General features: G+C 33.4%; 18 protein-coding genes. 8 read left to right on the forward strand and 10 right to left on the reverse strand.

Annotated features, from left to right (window positions below; genetic code table 11):
• Window positions 1-11 precede the first annotated feature (11 nt).
• A complete protein-coding gene (locus GSY47_RS20740; RefSeq protein ID WP_179007964.1) occupies window positions 12-734 on the forward strand; it encodes a hypothetical protein in 723 nt (240 codons plus the stop codon).
• On the opposite strand, the gene GSY47_RS20745 is transcribed toward GSY47_RS20740, so the two are convergent.
• The 3 genes from GSY47_RS20745 to recF form a co-directional block, all read right to left on the reverse strand.
• Entirely contained in the window at window positions 735-1,781 is a 1,047-nt protein-coding gene (locus GSY47_RS20745; protein WP_179007966.1) for a glycosyltransferase, read from the reverse strand.
• Window positions 1,782-1,851: 70 nt separating this feature from the next.
• Window positions 1,852-2,526: a DUF2461 domain-containing protein gene (locus tag GSY47_RS20750; RefSeq protein WP_179007967.1), complete on the reverse strand. Its 675-nt coding sequence runs from the start codon at window positions 2,524-2,526 to the stop codon at window positions 1,852-1,854.
• A 120-nt stretch (window positions 2,527-2,646) separates the two neighbouring features.
• Window positions 2,647-3,726: a DNA replication/repair protein RecF gene (gene recF, locus GSY47_RS20755; protein ID WP_179007969.1), complete on the reverse strand. Its 1,080-nt coding sequence runs from the start codon at window positions 3,724-3,726 to the stop codon at window positions 2,647-2,649.
• 241 nt (window positions 3,727-3,967) lie between these two features.
• Between recF and GSY47_RS20760 the strand changes: the two genes are divergently transcribed.
• The 6 genes from GSY47_RS20760 (at window position 3,968) to GSY47_RS20785 (ending at window position 10,246) form a co-directional block, all read left to right on the forward strand.
• Window positions 3,968-4,750 carry a tetratricopeptide repeat protein gene (locus GSY47_RS20760; protein WP_179007971.1) on the forward strand — a complete coding sequence of 261 codons (783 nt, stop codon included), beginning with the start codon at window positions 3,968-3,970 and terminating at the stop codon, window positions 4,748-4,750.
• Between the two features lie 85 nt (window positions 4,751-4,835).
• Window positions 4,836-5,408, forward strand: coding sequence for a 6,7-dimethyl-8-ribityllumazine synthase (gene ribH / locus GSY47_RS20765; protein ID WP_179007973.1), 573 nt, complete (start codon window positions 4,836-4,838; stop codon window positions 5,406-5,408).
• Window positions 5,409-5,573: 165 nt separating this feature from the next.
• A complete protein-coding gene (gene mutL, locus GSY47_RS20770; RefSeq protein ID WP_179007975.1) occupies window positions 5,574-7,523 on the forward strand; it encodes a DNA mismatch repair endonuclease MutL in 1,950 nt (649 codons plus the stop codon).
• Window positions 7,520-8,269 carry a rhomboid family intramembrane serine protease gene (locus tag GSY47_RS20775; protein WP_179007978.1) on the forward strand — a complete coding sequence of 250 codons (750 nt, stop codon included), beginning with the start codon at window positions 7,520-7,522 and terminating at the stop codon, window positions 8,267-8,269. Before mutL ends, GSY47_RS20775 begins: the two co-directional genes overlap by 4 nt.
• A gap of 43 nt (window positions 8,270-8,312) precedes the next feature.
• Complete coding sequence (locus GSY47_RS20780) at window positions 8,313-9,176, forward strand: rhomboid family intramembrane serine protease (RefSeq protein WP_179007988.1); 864 nt, start codon at window positions 8,313-8,315, stop codon at window positions 9,174-9,176.
• Between the two features lie 17 nt (window positions 9,177-9,193).
• Window positions 9,194-10,246, forward strand: coding sequence for an endonuclease/exonuclease/phosphatase family protein (locus GSY47_RS20785; protein WP_179007990.1), 1,053 nt, complete (start codon window positions 9,194-9,196; stop codon window positions 10,244-10,246).
• 52 nt (window positions 10,247-10,298) lie between these two features.
• Here the strand turns inward: GSY47_RS20785 and GSY47_RS20790 are convergent, their stop codons facing one another.
• The 6 genes from GSY47_RS20790 to GSY47_RS20815 all read right to left on the reverse strand — a co-directional run bounded on the left by GSY47_RS20790 (window position 10,299) and on the right by GSY47_RS20815 (window position 15,631).
• The gene (locus GSY47_RS20790; RefSeq protein ID WP_179007992.1) at window positions 10,299-10,913 is read right to left on the reverse strand and encodes a WbqC family protein; all 615 of its coding nucleotides are present in this window, start codon (window positions 10,911-10,913) and stop codon (window positions 10,299-10,301) included.
• A 122-nt stretch (window positions 10,914-11,035) separates the two neighbouring features.
• Window positions 11,036-12,589, reverse strand: a complete 1,554-nt coding sequence (gene lepB, locus GSY47_RS20795) for a signal peptidase I (RefSeq protein ID WP_179007994.1) — start codon at window positions 12,587-12,589, stop codon at window positions 11,036-11,038.
• Between the two features lie 62 nt (window positions 12,590-12,651).
• The gene (gene dapB, locus GSY47_RS20800; protein WP_179007996.1) at window positions 12,652-13,353 is read right to left on the reverse strand and encodes a 4-hydroxy-tetrahydrodipicolinate reductase; all 702 of its coding nucleotides are present in this window, start codon (window positions 13,351-13,353) and stop codon (window positions 12,652-12,654) included.
• Between the two features lie 42 nt (window positions 13,354-13,395).
• Entirely contained in the window at window positions 13,396-13,956 is a 561-nt protein-coding gene (locus tag GSY47_RS20805) for a DUF5683 domain-containing protein (protein ID WP_179007998.1), read from the reverse strand.
• Window positions 13,956-14,858, reverse strand: a complete 903-nt coding sequence (locus GSY47_RS20810; protein WP_179008000.1) for a ParB/RepB/Spo0J family partition protein — start codon at window positions 14,856-14,858, stop codon at window positions 13,956-13,958. The genes GSY47_RS20805 and GSY47_RS20810 overlap by 1 nt, the downstream gene beginning before the upstream one ends.
• A 5-nt stretch (window positions 14,859-14,863) precedes the next feature.
• Complete coding sequence (locus tag GSY47_RS20815; protein ID WP_091496335.1) at window positions 14,864-15,631, reverse strand: ParA family protein; 768 nt, start codon at window positions 15,629-15,631, stop codon at window positions 14,864-14,866.
• 549 nt (window positions 15,632-16,180) lie between these two features.
• Between GSY47_RS20815 and GSY47_RS20820 the strand changes: the two genes are divergently transcribed.
• Window positions 16,181-18,349 (forward strand): pectate lyase family protein, encoded by a 2,169-nt coding sequence (locus GSY47_RS20820; protein WP_179008002.1) that lies wholly within the window; start codon window positions 16,181-16,183, stop codon window positions 18,347-18,349.
• Window positions 18,350-18,679: 330 nt separating this feature from the next.
• Here the strand turns inward: GSY47_RS20820 and GSY47_RS20825 are convergent.
• On the reverse strand, window positions 18,680-18,983 hold a 304-nt coding region (locus GSY47_RS20825; protein WP_246611369.1), incomplete at its 5' end, for a GIY-YIG nuclease family protein.

The raw sequence follows: 18,983 nt of genomic DNA on the forward strand, positions 1-18,983 counted from the left end.
ATGATATAATCATGAAATATTTTTTTCTTAAGAGTAAGATTTTACTCTTTTTAGGGTTGTTTTTGTCAACACCTAATTTTGCTCAGTTAAGCATTGTAGGTAAATGGGAAACGAAGGATATAATTGGTTACACAAATGTTGCTGAATATTCTTTACTAAAAGAAAAAGCACAGAATTATTACCGTAGTGTAGAATTTAATTTAGATGGTTCGTTTTCATGCGGTGAAACAATGCAATGTCTTACAGACTGTTTTGTTTTTACCTCAGGAACTTATGCAATGATTGATAATGATCATGTACATCTGGTTGTGGAAAATATTCGTTTTGTAGGCTTAACATGTGGAATGAAGAAAGTACAAAGAGAAGATTCTATTAAAGATTTAGGTGTTTTTTATATTTATAAAGAAGGTGATGCGATACGGTTAATTCCTAGTACTGGCGATTTGCAAAATGATAGAGATAAAATGCTTTATGCTCAAATGTTGGATTCTTTTGTTAAAGAATGGAAATCCTATAATTATGTTTGGAGTAATACAGATGGAAATCAGCCAGAAGAAATAGTGACAGATTGTAAAAGAAATTTAGTTGATTTGGATAATTATAAAATTGTTTTTTCTAAAAATGAATCTTATGGAAACGTTTTTCTTTTAAGAGAAAATGAAAATTATCATTATGTGGTTTATAATGCTGTGAATAGAAAAGTTTCTTTGGCTTATCCTAAAAATAAAAGTTAACTATTTTCGAGAATCAATCAACCCATGATATTTCTCAGAAATAGACTTCATATTGATATCATAATTAGCATTTTCTTCCACAAACTTTCTATTTCGAATAATGGCTTTATTTCTAAACTCAGGATTTTCAAAAGACCATATTAATTCTTCGGCTAGCATTTTGACGTTATCAACTTCAATCAATTGTCCATTTTCTCGATGTGTTATCCAGCTTTGATTTCCTGGAATATCTGACACTATCGGATAACAATTACAAGCCATTGCTTCAAATAAAGATGCCGAAACGCCTTCTGTTATTGGCATGCTGATGTAAATATTAGATTGTTGTAATAATTTGGGAAGTTCCGTATTTGGGATTCTTCCTGTAAAAATTACTTTGTTTTCGATTTGAAGTTCTTTGGTCAAATCTTTTAAATATTGCAGTCTTGTTCCGTCGCCGACAATTGTCAGTGAAAAATCAATTCCTTTTTGATGTAAAACTCCAAATGCTTTTAAAATAGAATCATGACGATATTCTGGCATTAAAGAGCGCGTCACAATCGCTTCAATTTTATTTGAATTGTTGGTTGAAGGTTTAAAAAGAGATAGATCAATTCCTTTTGGGAGTACTAAAACTTTATTCATATCAACGCCAGAAGCTTTCATGTGAATTGCCATGGCAGGTCCCCATGCATGAATTAAATGTGCTTTTTGGAAAGCTTGTTTTTGAATGAATTTTTTAAGAGGATACAATTTAGATTCTTCAGGCCATAAATCGGTTCGTCCTTGCTGGGCAATGGCGATAGTTTTAGATCCTGATAATGCAGCAAGAAAACCATAACTCGTTGTTCTTTCCGCAATGACCATGTCTGGTTTTTCTTCTCGAATGATTTTTCGAATGGTAAAAGGAGCGAATAAATATTCTAGAATTCGGTTGAATCTTTGCGTATTTGAAGTTTGAAGTTCCCAAGTGATAATTTCAAAATCGCCAAATTCTTTAAGGCCTTTCATCCAAGTTATCGCGTCGGCGCGGTAAGATTCTCCAAGAAAAAGTATTTTTCTTTTCATTACAAAAGTGTTTTTAGCCACGAATTCACAAATTATTTAAAATTAATTCGTGAATTCGTGGCTATCTTTTTTATTCTTCAGTATCTAAAGCGCGATTGATGAATTCGTTCAAGGGTTTTAAAGCGATTAACTTTTTACTCATTTTTGAAACGAAGTCTTTCTGTGTAACTTCAGAAATATCATAGGGCTGAGAAGCTGTAAAACTTTTTAGTTTTAGGAATTCGGCTGCTGGATGATCTTTTTCATAACCGCGAGGCATACTTTTTAGAGAATTGTTTTCGTTTGTGTCAAAACTTCTAAACTCTTTTTTAAAGTCTTTGTTGTTCAGGATTTCTTCTAAATCATCATAGAAAAAAGCAATTTCTTTACGGACTTTTTTCAAGTCTTCAGATTCAGGCGAATAAAATCCTCCTGCAATAAAACTGGCACCTTTTTCAATATGAACATAATATCCGGCACGATTCAAACCTTTAGTTCCGCCCGACATCCAGATGCCTAAATGAGCTTTATAAGGTGATTTGTCTTTTGAAAAACGAATGTCACGATTGATTCTGAAAGTACAATTTTTAACTTCTAGTAAATCTAAAGAAGGGTCAAGCGGTTTCATGACATCCAAAAAAGCGCTTACCAATTGATGATAGTCTTTTTTGAAAACCTCATATCTCTTTTTATTCTCCTGAAACCATTCTCTGTTATTGTTCTTTTTTAAATCGTCTAAAAATTGCAATGATTCTTTCGTTAACATATTCCTTTAATATTTATTGCAGTTGTTTTTTAAGTTTTGTTCAGGCTAATTTAGTGATTTCTAATTTGGGATTAATGTAGAAAGCTGATACAAATTATATCAATTTTTCAGAAACAAAAATTACAAATTAAAAATCTTATAAGTCTGATGGGTAGATTTTACAATGGCTTCTGTTCGTTCAGGATGCGTATCCGAAATAAAAAGTTGACCAAAAGTTTCGCTATTTACCATTTCTACAATTTTCGCAACACGGGTTTCGTCCAATTTGTCAAAAATATCATCAAACAAAAGAATAGGTTTTACACCGCTTTGCTTTTTTAGAAATTCGAATTGAGCCAGTTTTAAAGCAATCAGAAAAGATTTCTGTTGTCCCTGTGATCCGAATTTTTTTATCGGATGCGAATCGATCTCAAAAGATAAATCGTCTTTATGAATTCCGACAGTTGTGTAATGCAATGCACGATCCTTATTAATGTTTTCCTGTAAAAGTGTTAGTAAATCTTTTTCAAACAAATGACTTTCATAAACCAATTGAACCGATTCTTCAGATCCCGTTATGGCTTGATGGTGTATATTAAATATAGGTATAAATTGTTCTAAGAAATCTTTTCGTTTTTCAAAGATCGATTTTCCATATTCATTTAATTGCTCATTATATATAGATAAGGTATCATTATCGTAAGTATGATTGAGCGCAAAATATTTCAAAAGAGCATTTCGCTGTACAATGACTTTTTGATATTGAATAAGCTGATGCAGATAAGTAGAATCTAACTGCGAAATCACACTGTCCATAAATTTACGGCGTGTTTCGCTTCCTTCAATAATTAAATCTCTATCAGCAGGTGAAATAATAACCAAAGGAATGAATCCGATATGATCAGAGAACTTATCATAAGCTTTTCCATTTCGTTTTAGAACCTTTTTCTGTCCCTTTTTTAGACTGCAGACAATCTGTTCAGTTCTTTCGTTTTTCTCCAGCTCAGCATCAATTACAAAAAACTCTTCACCATGTTTGATGTTTTGAACTGCCAGCGGATTAAAATAACTTTTTCCGTAAGCTAAATGGTAAATAGCATCCAGAACATTGGTTTTTCCGATACCATTTTTACCCACGAAACAATTGATTTTGATGTCGAAATCAAAACTTGCTTCGGAAAAGTTTTTATAATTGAATAATGAAATTTTGTTAAGATGCATTTTTAGGAACTCCAGATGTAAAAATTACTGTTTTTTAGCAGTGAAAATTTGAGGGTGCAAATTACCGAAAATTATCGATATAATTGGATTTGGAGAAGTTTAAGGTTCTTTTATTTTATCGCTTTCGCGGAAGAGAAAATAGATTATGAAAATATTTCTTTTAAAATAGTGATAAAATTGAAATTTTTTACCTCAGTTTCAAGAAAAATTTTATTTTTGCCGTTCACTAAATAAATTTTAAATGGCAACTTACAATAAAAGAGGATATAAGACACCAAAAGAAAAGGAAGTAAAAGAAGCGGTTACTGAAGAACAACAAGTAGTTATTGACGAAAAAGACAGCACAACTGCTGGTGTTTTCTCAAAATTAGATGAGACAGCTTCAAAAACTGAGGATTGGGTGGCTAAAAATCAAAAAATCATTATTGGTTTAGTGGCTGGTATTGCTGTTGCTACAATTGGATATTTGGCTTACCAAAAATTTGTTGCAACTCCTAAACAAGATGAGGCTGCTAGCGAAATGTTTGTTGCACAGCAAAATTTTGAAAAAGCTGTTAACGGTGTTTCTAGTGATTCATTATTCAAATTATCATTAAATGGTTCAGAAGGTAAATTCGGATTTATTAAAATCGCTGACGAATATTCTGGAACAGATGCTGGAAATTTAGCAAACTATTATGCTGGTATGGCTTACTTAAATACTGGTAAATTTGATGAGGCAATTAAATATTTAGGTGAATTTAAATCTGAAGATGTTATCTTAAGTGCGTTGGCTAAAGGTGCAACTGGAGATGCTTATTCTCAAAAAAATAACCAAAAAGAAGCTTTGTCTTACTATATTAAAGCAGCGGAGTCTAATAAAAATGACTTTACTACACCTCGTTTCTTATTAAAAGCAGGAAAAACAGCACTAGCTTTAGGTCAGAAAGAAGATGCGTTGAAATATTTTAACGATATCAAAGACAATTACGACAGTGCTCCAGAAGCAGCATTCGTTGATGCTTTGATCGGATTAGCACAATAAATATTATTGTAGAGTTAAGATTTTAGATTTTAGATTCGTATTTTAGCAGTCTAAATTTTATAAATCTAATATCTAAAATATACAGATGGCTACTGAAAATAAAAATCTATCAGAATACGATAAAAACACAATCCCAAATGCGAAAGACTTTCGATTTGGGATTGTTGTTTCTGAATGGAATGATACTATAACAGAAGGGCTTTATAATGGTGCTTTTGACGCTCTAGTCGATTGCGATGTTCCTGCTCAGCAAATTATCCGCTGGAATGTTCCTGGAAGTTTTGAGTTGATTTACGGAGCAAAAAAAATGCTTCAAACTCAAAATGTTGATGCCGTAATCGTAATTGGATGTGTAATTCAAGGAGAAACAAAACATTTTGATTTTGTTTGTGAAGGTGTTACACAAGGAATTAAAGATTTAAATGTGCAAACGGATATCCCAGTTATTTTCTGTGTTTTAACAGATAATAATATGCAGCAATCTATCGATAGAAGCGGTGGAGTTCACGGAAATAAAGGGACTGAAGCTGCAATTGCAGCGATAAAAATGGCTTACATTCGTCAGCAGGCTTCGATTTCACACGCTTTTAATCAACCATTGTTAACTTCGGGAGCGCTTCAAATAGAAGATTCTCCTAGAAAAATAGAAAACGAATAAAACACAATTGTTTTAAAAATATTTAAACCTATACTGTGTCATAACGGTATAGGTTTTTTTGTTTTTTTTATGACACCTCTTCTTCTAAAAGACAACCAAAATTCATTAAATTTGTATTTCTTGGTTTATACAAACTAATCTAAACTCTAAAACTATTTTTGCTTAATGTCGAGTATTATTCAATTGCTTCCTGATCACGTTGCTAACCAAATTGCTGCTGGAGAGGTGGTTCAAAGACCCGCTTCAGTTGTAAAAGAATTGTTAGAAAATGCCGTTGATGCAAAAGCAACCGATATTAAATTGATTATAAAAGACGCTGGTAAATCGCTGGTGCAGGTTATTGATAATGGTGTTGGAATGACCGTTACCGATGCGCGTCTGTGTTTTGCACGTCACGCGACTTCAAAAATTCGCCAGGCTGAAGATTTATTTTCACTTGGAACAAAAGGTTTTCGTGGAGAAGCCTTGGCTTCTATTGCTGCGATTGCGCACATGGAAATGAAAACCAAACAAGAACAAGACGAACTAGGAACACATATCGTAATCGAAGGAAGTAAATTTGTTTCGCAGGAAGTGGCTGTTTTGCCTAAAGGAACTTCATTTGCGGTTAAAAATTTATTTTATAATATTCCAGCCCGTCGTAATTTCTTAAAATCAGATACAGTTGAATTTCGTCATGTCATGGATGAGTTTCAACGTGTAGCGTTGGCGCATCCTAATATTCATTTTAGCTTTTATCATAATGGAAGTGAGATGTATAATCTTCCTGCTGCAGGTTATCGTCAGAGAATTGTGGGAATTATGTCTGGTAAAACCAATGAAAAACTGGTGCCGGTAAATGAAGATACTGATATTATAAATATACAGGGTTTTGTTTGTAAGCCTGAATTTGCAAAGAAAAATAGAGGAGAGCAGTTCTTTTTTGTAAACGATCGTTTTATTAAAAGCGGTTATCTGCATCATGCGGTTATGGCAGCTTACGAAGGTTTATTAAAAGATGGTTCTCAGCCAAGTTATTTCTTGTATCTGCAAGTGCCGCCAAATACAATCGATATCAATATTCATCCAACTAAAACAGAAATTAAATTTGATGATGAGTCGGCTTTGTATGCTATTTTAAGAGCTTCAATTAAACATAGTTTAGGACAATTTAATGTTGCGCCTGTTTTAGATTTTGATCGAGATTCTAATTTGGATACGCCTTATCATTATAAAGATGTGGAAGTTGGAATTCCAACCATTCAAGTTGATGGAACATTCAATCCTTTTACAGATGATAAGACCAATCAGCATTATACTAAAACAGGTTCTGGATCAAGTTCTGGAAGTTATAGCTCGGGATCTTCATCGTCGTCTTATTCAGGTTCGGGGTCAAGTTCCAGTTCTTCGTATTCAGGTTATTCTAAACGAGTAGAGCCAACAGCAAGCTGGGAAAGTTTATATGTTGGTTTGGATACAGAAAATCCTGAAACCATAGAAAGTTCACCCTTTACATTCGAAAATGAAGAAGTAACATCTTCTTTGTTTAATGATGATGAAGTAGAACAGGCAACTCAGAAAACGTATCAAATTCATAAAAAATATATTGTTTCGCCAATTAAATCAGGAATGATAATTGTCGATCAGCAGCGTGCGCATCAGCGTATTTTGTATGAACAGTTTTTATTGAATATGACGGTAAATCAAGCGTCTAGCCAACAATTATTATTTCCTTTAGATTTGTTTTATTCTGCTTCAGAAATGAAACAGATTGAAGAATTAAAACCATCTTTGGAGACAACTGGATTTGTTTTTGATGATTCGAAAACAGATCATATTGTGGTATCGGGAATTCCAGTTAATATCACAGAAAGTGAAGTTTCTATGGTGATCGAACAATTATTGAGTGATTTACAAGATGGAATTCCAGCAAATAGTTACAGTCAAAATGATACCATTGCTAAATCAATGGCTAAAAGTTTAGCGGTTAAAACAGGATCTTATTTAACCGAAAAAGAACAAGATAATTTGGTAAACGGTTTGTTTGCTTGTAAAGATCCAAATATTTCACCTTTTCAAAAACCTACTTTCATTACCATGCGTGTGGAAGATATAGATAAAAAGTTTGCTTTATGATGAATATGACTCCAGTGGTTAAACAACTGCTAATTATTAATATTATATTTTTTATTGGCTCTCAGTTAGTGCCAATTTCTTATGAATATCTTGCGATGTTCTTTCCAGAAAATCCAAGTTTTCAAGTTTGGCAGCCTATTACACACATGTTTATGCATGGAGGAATTATGCATATTGCCTTTAATATGTTTGCATTGGTTTCTTTTGGATCTGCTTTAGAGCATTTTTGGGGAGGTAAAAAGTTTTTATTTTTTTATATCTCATGTGGCTTAGGTTCTGCGTTACTTCACACAGCGGTAAACTATTACTTTTTTGAAGATACAATTAATATTTTATCTGCTAATGGTTATCATAAGGCTGATATTTTAAATATTTTAAGTCAAGGAAAAATAGATACTAGATGGCAGACTTTAGTAAGCACTGCTCAATTTGATGGGTTTACAAGTGCTTATATCGGAACAGTTGTAGGAGCTTCTGGAGCTATTTATGGTTTGCTGACTGCTTTTGCTTTTATGTTTCCTAATGCTGAATTAGCGCTTATGTTTATTCCAATTCCAATTAAAGCTAAATATTTTGTTCCTGGACTTTTGTTAATCGATTTGTTTTTAGGAGTTAAAGGGACTTCTTTGTTCGGCGGAGGCGGTACAGGAATAGCACATTTCGCACACGTTGGAGGTGCAATTACTGGTTTTTTAATGATGTGGTACTGGAAAAAAAATCAGTTCAATAACAATCGTTGGAATTAATTTATAACTTTAAGATTGAATTCTAAAAACAAAAGAAGTTTCTATGAATATTCTAGATGATTTAAAATTACAATATAGATTGGGAGGTATTGCTATGCGTGTTATGTATTGGAACATCGCATGCTTTATTGTTTCTTTGATATTTTTCTATCAATATTCAATTGGTCTATTTGATTTTCCGAGCTGGATTGCTTTATCTTCGGATCCTCAGGTTTTCATGTTTAAACCGTGGACTTTGCTAACGTATGCATTTTTTCATGACGGATTCTTTCATCTGTTATTCAATATGTTGGTGCTTAATTTTGCCAGCCAGTTATTTTTAACCTATTTTACTCAAAAGCAATATTTAGGTTTGTACATTTTGAGTGCGATTTTTGCTGGAATTATTTTTGCCTTAAGTTTTTATGTTTTAGGAACTGCAGCTTCTATAGTTGGAGCATCTGCGGCTATTATGGCAATTTTGGTTGCTGCAACGACTTATTCTCCGCTTATGGATGTTCGTCTGTTTCTGTTCGGAAATGTTAAACTCTGGCATATTACCGCTGTAATTTTGGTCTTAGATTTAATGCAGTTTCGTCTAGGAAATACTGGCGGACATATTTCGCATCTTGCGGGTGCTTTATTCGGCTTTATTTATATTAAACTATTGCAGAATGGTACTGATTTGAGTACCATTGTTTCTAGAACATTAGATTTTTTTGCTAATCTTTTTAGAAAATCTCCTTCGACCCCATTTAAAAAAGTTCATAAAAATTACCAAAAACCTACACAAAAATCTACATCAAGAATTGTCACGAAAGACAAGACGCAGCAACAGATTGACGAGATATTAGACAAAATCAGCCAGTCTGGATATGATTGTCTGACAAAAGAAGAAAAAGAGTTTTTATTTAAAGCTGGAAAATAAACTTGTAGGAGACAGATATGAAAAACCTTTCTTGGTTTAATAAGATAATGTTCTTTTTGAATATAGTGCTGACTGTGCTTACATTCAGCGTTTATATTATGCCGTTTTTAGCACCTAAGAGTTTTCCGCTTTTATCGGTGCTTACATTGTTTATGCCTGCTTTTTTTGTTGCAAATGGGTTGTTCTTTGTTTACTGGGCAATTCAGTTTAAAAAACGTCTTATTTTGTCTGGATTGGTTTTGCTAACGGGAATCACATTTATAAACAAGTTTTATAAATTTTCTGCTAAAGAATATGTTCAAGACGAAAAAGACTTTTCTGTTATGAGTTATAATGTTCGTCTTTTTAATGTTTTTAAATGGCTGGATCGCGATGATATTCCCGAAAATATAAAAGTTTTTATAGATGAGAAAGACCCTGATATTCTATGTATTCAGGAATACTCAAATTCAGCACATTTGGATTTAAAGGTGTATCCGCATCGCTATATTTTTATAGATGGAAAAAAGATAAAAACAGGACAGGCTATTTTTTCTAAATTTCCAATTATTGATGAAGGGAATATTGTTTTTCCGAAGTCAGATAATAATGTGGTTTATGCCGATATTAAACGCGGAAAAGATATTATTCGTGTTTACAATATGCATTTGCAGTCCATTAAAATATCTCCAGATGTAAGTGAGATTTCTGATGATATTGATAATGTAAATCAAAAGAAATCACAGCGTATTTATGCTCGAATCAGTAAAAGTTTCAAGCAGCAGCAAGAGCAGGCAGAAATTTTTAAAGAGCATATCAAAAAGTGCAAATACCCAATTATTATTTGCGGAGATATGAATAATAGTGCGTTTTCTTATATTTATAGAAGCATTAAAGGTAAACTTAAAGATGCTTTTGAGGAAGCAGGGGAAGGCTTTGGAGCAACTTATAAGTTTAAATATTATCCAGCCCGAATTGACTATATTTTTACTGACGGCAAAATGAAAGTAAAACAGTTCGAAAGTTTTCCTGATTTCGAAAATTCAGATCATTATCCAATTATGACTAGGCTTTCAATCGATCAATTTTAGAGGGAAGTTAAAAGTTATGAGTAAATATTGAAAATTAAATAATACTCATAACTTAAACTATTTTCTGATTCTTTAAATAATCTGCAGCAAATTTTCCTTCGTTAAAAAGCAGATCCAAAACGCTTAAGTTATTGATAAAACCATGTTTGTCGTTGAATACCTGAGTGTATTTTTCAAAAGAATTAGTGTCTTTTTTTCCATTTGCTAAATATCTGAAATCAGAATAATCAGGTGTTTCGTGGAAATATTCAGTTGTTTTTCCAAACTCAAATTTCATTCGAAGACATTTTGATACAATCTCTAATACTTCAAAGTTTAAATCCATTAAAAAAGTGTGTTTTTTTTCGAAAATTGGAACGATATCGTCTTCAAAGTACTCGAAGAAAGGAGAGCTTCTGTAAGCTGCTTCAAGAGACTTAAAATGTTGTTTCTGCCAGTCAAATTCATTTTCGATCAAAATGTCTTTGGTTTTCTGATGTGCTTCCTTTGAATGTTTAACGGGAATATTTAATAATTGAATTCCGTTTGGACTATAGATATAGGTTCTGTTTCTATTAGTTTGTTTCTGAAAATTATCTTCCATTTCAAAAGTAATCTTGTCAGATTGTACAATTACAGCAAAATGACTGATAGATGGAAAATAGGTAGGAAGTAGTAAGGAATTCATTTTGTTTTTGTTTCAGGTTTAAATGTTTCAGGTTTCAAGTTAACGTTAAGAACGTGAAACTTGAAACCTGACTCAAGAGCTTGCTCGAACAGGCGAAGCAAACAAAAATAACATTTTTTTAATTATGCTTTATTTTCTCTTCTTTTTCTCCATACAAAATCTCCAACGAAATATAAGGCAAGAGCAATTAAGAAATATTTAAAGTATGACTGTGGCTGGCCTTCACCATCAACAGTAGTGAAAACTCTACTCCAGCGAATTTTATTGATGCCTTTTCCATTCGTGTCCCAGCTCATCCAGATAAAAACGGGTTTTCCAACAATATGATTTTCGGGAACATAACCCCAATAACGGCTGTCTTCAGAGTTATGACGGTTGTCTCCCATCATCCAGTAATAATTTTGTTTGAAAGTGTAAGTAGTTGCAGGTTTTCCGTTGATTAAAAATTTCGAACCTTGTAATTCTAATTTATTTCCTTCGTAATTCGTAATGATTTCTTTATAGAATGGAAGTGACTCATTATTTAAAGCAACTGTTTTTCCAGCTTCAGGAATGTAGATTGGTCCCATATTATCCTGACTCCATTTATTGATATGCGGGAAAATTCTATTGTCGTTCGTTCTGTCAATTTTACGAATTACCGCAGTTACACCCGGAGTATTTTTAAATCTTTCAGCACCTGCTTCTGTTAAAGAACCTAAGTAAAGAGTGTCTCTTTTTTCAGATGTAAAGCCTGCAGGGTCTGTTATGTCTAATTCTTTGAATAAGCTTTCAAAATCAATCGGAGTTTTTCCATCCAGTGCTACAGAATAAGAATATTGTGGTTTAGCTCTTTCTGGAAGAACTAATTTTTTTCCGTTAATGAAAACAAAACCGTCTTTGATAGATAAGCTGTCTCCAGGAATACCGACACATCTTTTTACATAATTTGATTTTTTATCGATAGGTTTGATGACGCCTGGTCTTCCTTTTGGTTCAAAGAAATAATGAACTGTATCGACGGGCCAGTTGAAAACGACAATATCACATCGTTTTATTTTTTGAATGGCAGGAAGTCTGAAATAAGGTAATTGCGGCCAGCTTAAATAAGATTTACTCTTAGTTAATGGAATAGAGTCGTGAACCATTGGTAATGCTACCGTTGTCATTGGAACTCTTGGGCCATAGTTTATTTTACTCACAAATAAGAAGTCGCCAATTAATAAAGATTTCTCTAAAGATGATGTCGGAATTGTATAGGGTTGTACCACATAAGTATGTACTAAAGTGGCAACAATAATAGCAAAAAGCAATGAACTGATTGTGTCTGCCGTTTTATTCTCAGGAGTTAATTTACGATCCTTATGATACTCTAATTTTTGAGTATAATTTACATAATAGATATAAAAACCTAAAGTGAAAAGCCCTAAAATAGTATCTAAAGTAGATTTTTTGCCAAATGTTCTCAAAGTTTCTACCCAAACAACCGGAAACATGATCAAGTTGATAATTGGAATAAAAAGAAGCAGTGTCCACCAAGTTGGACGTCCGATGATCTTCATTAAAACAATCGAATTATATACCGGAACTGCAGCTTCCCAGCTTTTTCTTCCCGCTGCCTGATATAATTTCCAGGTACCAAGAAAATGAATGATCTGTACAGCTAAGAAAAATACGAACCAAGAGTAAAGTGTCATAATAATGTATTTTTAAGTTTTAAATTCAGAATCATTTTTTACGTTTTCTGAATCTTGTCAGTTTATTGTAAGTTTAAAACGTCTTTCATGCTGAAAATTCCTTGTTTTCCTGCAAGCCATTCGGCAGCTACAACGGCTCCAAGGGCAAAACCTTCACGGTTATGTGCGGTATGTTTTATTTCTATGCTGTCAATAGCAGAATCATAATTGACAGTATGAGTTCCTGGAACTTCTCCAATTCTTTTTGCTTCAATATGAATTTGATTGTTTTTTGCTTCTTCTAAAGTCCATTCATTATAGTTGCTGTTCTCAATAACGCCTTGAGCTAATGAAATTGCAGTACCGCTTGGTGCGTCTAATTTGTGAATGTGGTGGATTTCTTCCATTGAAACTTTATAAGAATCAAATTGTTTCATGATTTTAGCTAAATATTCATTCAATCCGAAGAAAATATTTACTCCTAAACTAAAGTTTGAACTAGAGATAAAACCGCCTTTTTTCTCGTTGCAAAGCGCGATCATTTCGTCATAATGTTCTAACCATCCAGTTGTTCCAGAAACTACAGGGACATTGGCATTAAAAGCGGCAGATATATTGCTTACGGCTGCTGATGGAACGCTGAAATCTATGGCAACATCGGCTGTTGAAAGTCCGTCATAGGTGTTAAATTCATCCTTTTTTAAAACTATTTCATGACCTCTTTCTAAAGCAATTCGTTCAATTACTTTACCCATTTTTCCGTATCCTAAAAGCGCAATTTTCATTATGATTATATTTTTTTGATTTGTTAAATAGAAATGAATCTATTAAAACTTGTAATTAAAAGTTAGTCCAACGTTTGGTTTAAATGTTACATCGGCTGGATAAATTTCTGGACGCATTGACAATCTTTCGTTTACGTTAAACTGAATCAGGGCTGCGTCAACATTGGCATCTATTATGTTGAGAACATAAAAACCGACAACAAATAAAGCTGATAAATCTCTGTTTCTTTGGTAAAATTTCTGACCTGCAATTAACCGGCTATCATCTAGAAATTTATAATTATCGTCATTATAGCCTTCTAGTCTTCGCTTGTAGGCATTACGATAATCACGGTATTTATTGTTGTTGTCTATGTAGAAATATAAACTGGTTCCGATTGCTCCGTAAACCAATGGAATTTTCCAGTATTTTTTATTGTATGCTTGGCCTAAACCAGGTAGAATAGCAGAATAAAAAGCTGCTTTTGCTGGTGTAAGCGGATCTATTTCTTGTAATGCAGTAGTGTCTTTTACGACCAAAACCGTGTCTTTTTTTACCTGGGCAAAAAGAGAAACGGTTCCTGTTAGAAAGAACAATAGACCGATGGGGACAATTTTATTCACTATCCGTTTATTAATTTTATAATTCTGTTAAAGTCAGCTTCAGAATTAAATGGAATTGTAATTTTTCCTTTTCCGTTACCAGCGACTTTTATATCAACTTTCGAACCAAAATAGTCGTTGAAAGTGTTTTTTTGTGTCTCTCTTACTTGGAATGCAGAATCAGCTTTTGGTTTTCCTTCTGCTTTTGGCGGAACACCTTCATGGTAGTTTTTTACCAAAGCTTCTGTTTCACGAACCGAAAGGTTTTGGCTCACAATCTTTTGATAGATATCGGTTTGAGCTTCTAAGTCATCAATATTAATAATAGCGCGACCGTGACCCATACTGATAAAACCGTCACGGATTCCAGTTTGAATAATCGGATCTAGTTTTAAAAGACGTAAGTAATTCGCGATTGTTGAACGTTTTTTTCCAACTCTTTCACTCATTTGTTCTTGAGTTAATTGAATTTCGTCAATCAAACGCTGGTATGAAAGTGCAATCTCAATTGGGTCTAAGTCATGACGCTGAATGTTTTCAACTAAGGCCATAACCAAAGATTCGTTGTCATTTGCAATTCTAATATAAGCAGGCACAGTTGTTAAGCCTACTAATTTAGAAGCACGAAGACGACGTTCTCCAGAGATTAACTGATATTTATTGAAATCTAATTTACGAACAGTAATAGGTTGAATTACACCAAGTTCTTTAATGGAAGTGGCTAATTCGCGTAAAGATTCTTCATTAAAATTGCTTCTAGGCTGAAATGGATTTATTTCAATCGCGTCTATCTCAAGTTCAATGATATTTCCAACAACCTTGTCAGCATTTTTGTCTTCTACTGATTGAATGTCGTTTTCTGGATCTTTTAATAGTGCTGATAATCCTCTTCCTAAGGCTTGTTTTTTAATTACTTTTGTCATAAAAACTATTTGCTGTTTTTCTTTATAATCTCTTGAGCTAAATGAATATAGTTTACAGCACCTTTGCTGGTTGCATCATAATTAATGATACTTTCACCAAAACTTGGAGCTTCACTTAATTTTACATTTCGCTGAATTACAGTATCAAAAACCATATCGTTAAAGTGTTTTTGAACTTCTTCAACAACCTGATTAGATAAACGTAATCTTGAATCGTACATTGTTAATAATAAACCTTCAATGTCAAGATCAGGATTATGTATTTTTTGAATACTCTTAATAGTGTTCAATAATTTCCCTAGTCCTTCAAGTGCAAAATATTCGCACTGAATAGGAATAACTACTGAATCAGATGCTGTTAAGGCATTCAGGGTTAACAAACCTAGAGATGGTGCACAGTCGATAATGATGTAATCATATTCTTGTTTTGCCTCTTCTAATGCTTTTTTAAGCATATACTCACGGTTTTCTTTGTCAACCAATTCAATTTCGATAGCAACAAGGTCAATGTGAGCAGGGATCACATCTACGTTTGGAGCTGTACATTTTAAAATGGCTTCTTTTGGTGTTACAGTATGCTCAAGAATTTGATAAGTTCCAGTTTCAACTGTTTCTACATCAATTCCAAGACCAGATGTAGCATTGGCTTGAGGATCAGCATCAATTAATAATACTTTTTTTTCTAGAACACCTAATGCGGCTGCAAGATTTACTGATGTAGTAGTCTTTCCAACGCCTCCTTTTTGATTAGCAATAGCAATGATTTTGCCCATTTATTTTCTGAATTTTGAACCGTAAAAATACAATTATTTATGGTTTTTGAAAATCTATTTTGTTAACATTTAAGAAAGTTTGGTTATCCGTTGTGTGGTGGGTGTTTACGGATATTTATTTTGTTTTCATTAGAAATTATTAACGATGATCCTTTCCAATTCGTTATGGTTTTTTGCCAGTTTTTGTCAGTTTGCAAAATTTGAACTGTTTTTTAATTGATTTTTGTTTTCAAATTTTTATTCCGATTTTTTATTAATTTGATGTGTAATCAAAGAGGATTACTTTTAGAAGAATTCATTTTAATCTAGCGATATCAATTTTGCAGTAAGTGTTTTTTTTTGAAGATGATTATTGGAAATGAAAATGTTTACTTGAGATGAAGGTAATATGTTAAAAGCGGCTGTTTCTGTCGTTAAGGTATGAAAAGGTAGCTTTTGTATAGTTTTTGATAAGAAAATAGGAACTAAAAACGGACTTTTAGATTAACGATTATTGGTATTTTGGCTTTTTAGAAAAACTTATTACTATTAAACCAAAAAAGAATATTTATGATTAAAAAGTTAGCCTTGGCATTTGTTGGATTTACCTTTATGCTCATTCTTTGCAGTTTTGAGATGATTGATTTATCTGAGAAAAAAAATCAACAGGAAAATATAGAGTACAAAATTGTTTATGATAAAAAGAAACACAATATAACATTGTCATGGCCGGCATTTGGTTCTTCGGGAAATTATATCATTACAAGAGGAGGAAGTCGTCTGGCATCTGAATTTATACAGGTTGGTACTACTTCTAAGCTCTCATTTACTGATGTTAAACCTAATAAAAATAAATATGAGAACTATTATAAAGTTACTCGTAACGGTATGACAGTACTAATTTCGTTAGAAAATCAGATTTTTGGTAGTAATATGTATTTCTATGACAGGAAATATGAAAAAGCAGAAACTGCTAGAAACGACATTAATGCACAATTTGAAACTATTGGATTAGGTGGTGCAAATGGCGAATGGACAACAAAACGTCAAGCTTACTATTTTAAACCAAATGTTAATGGGCAGACTTATGATTCAGGAGGATCCGGTTCTGCATCGTCTGTCGAGTCGAATTCAATAGAATTAGGGTTTTATTCTCATATTGGAGGTTTGGGCAAAGTTCCCTCGGCTGTTAAATTAGGTTCTATTTTTACCAGACCTCATCTTTCAGGAGGGGCAAATGCGACTTGCACTTTTTGGCGTTCTATAGAAAATTTAACCGTAATGCGTGATTTTGCCTGGACAGTTTCTCAGTCAACTAGTGCCAGAAGAATGTTGCTTGAAAGTACTTCAAAGTATATTTCGGATATTGGGAATACTAATTTTTGGGGAAGCGGCGGTTTTATTGCCGATACACATTATGCCTCATCAAGACCAAATTGGGGAGGACAGCAGCAATGGTACACTAGAAATGCTGTTTTTCCTTCGGGTTCAGACGTGATGGGCGGTTCGTATAATATGGTTTGGCAAGGTTGTGTTAATCCGCCACAAGCTGATGATGTGAATTCTCCAATTTCAACAACGCCAATTATTAGAGAAAAACCTTTTCTTTTTTTAGATGATGATGGAGAATATAAAATATTTGTTCCAGCATGGCAAAAAGATAGAGTAGGAGTTTCTTGGTCATCAACTGATATGGGAGAGGGTGAAATTCAAGATTTGCTTACAAATTGGTACGTCACTAAAGCAGGGGATACAGATGTAGAAATTAATGTGGCATTAAAAGCGGGGAAAAATATATTTTTTACCCCAGGTCATTATTCATTGAATGCTCCAATTCAGGTAAATAGAAAAGATGCGATGCTTTTAGGTGCAGGTATTGCATCTGTAACATTAGAGCCAACAGAAAAAAATACCTGGGGGTGCATTTATGCAGATGATAAAGATGGGATTATTATTGCCGGACTTTTGATGGATTCCTTTAATAGTACAACGTATCAAATTAGAATTGGCAATGAAGTAGTAAAAGCAGATCATTCGGCAGATCCTATATTGCTTTCAGATATTACTTGCAGAGTAGGTGGTGTTCAGTCAAAAAATATTCAGATTCAGGTTTCGATGCAGATCAATAGTAACAATGTCGTTGGCGATCACTTTTGGTTATGGCGTGCCGATCATGGTTCGCAAAAAGGCGGAGACTTACGCTGGACAAGAGATAGATGTAAAAACGGACTTATAGTAACCGGCAATGATGTAACGCTTTACGGGTTATTCACAGAACATTATCAAGAATATGAGGTTTTGTGGCTGGGAGAACGTGGCAGAACTTTTTTCTTCCAGAACGAACCGCCTTATGATGCTCCAAATCAGGCAAGCTGGAGTAGTCAGGATGGGAGAGTTGAGGGTTATGCGGCATTTAAAGTTGCTAATAGAGTAAAAGAACATCATAGTATTGGTATGGGATCTTATGCGGTTTTTACAGGAACTGATGGAAAAGTAAATAAGAAAAATGGTTTTGAAGCACCTAATAGTTTAAATGTAAAGTTGGAAAAAATGTGCATTACCCGTTTTGCAGGGCCAGGGAATATTCAAAATGTAGTAAACAGTACAGGAGGAAGTACGGCAACTGGTGCAAAACGTGTAACTTCATATCATAATGGAGAAGGTGTTCAGCCTTATGATGAAGAATTTACTTTGCCAAATAATGAATCTTATCCTGCTTACATTAAAATGGATAAATAGATTGAGATATAGTTTTTTAAATATAGCCTTTGGTTTTAACCACGGGAAGTATATCGTGTGATATTACAATGCGTCCCCGTGGTTAAAATCAAGGGCTATGTTTAGATTCAGTTGTTTATTTGATTATGTAATTTTGAATTAATTCAATAAAACAATTGGGATGTAATAACCGGTTAGTTGATTTTGAGTTTATTGCAAAAAAAAAGTCTTTTCAAAAAAAAAATGAAAAGACTTTTGTCTGGGTGGCAGGATTCGAACCTGCGGCCTTCCCGCTTTAAGGCGGGACACGATAAAGGTTCTATGCTACAATTGATATTTAAAATCGATGTCTTACAGATATCTTTTTGCACCTCGTTTCTTTATTTTAGATTCTAAAGTCACTGCTTCAGATCTTGAATCTAGTTGAATTGTATAAATGATTTTCCATGGAATACCATTTTTTGTAGATAATGATTGTCCACTATTGTGTCTTCTCAGTCTATCTTCGATATCATTTGTTTGACCGATGTAAAACTTTTCTTTTGTAGTACTGTAAAGAATATAAACGAAAAACATAGAAGTTGGGATTAAAGCAAAAAAGCCGAACATTTCTGTTCGGCTTTTGTCGGGGTGGCAGGATTCGAACCTGCGGCCT

Origin of the sequence: Flavobacterium quisquiliarum (assembly GCF_019308285.1) — a bacterium.
GTDB classification, from domain to species: domain Bacteria; phylum Bacteroidota; class Bacteroidia; order Flavobacteriales; family Flavobacteriaceae; genus Flavobacterium; species Flavobacterium quisquiliarum.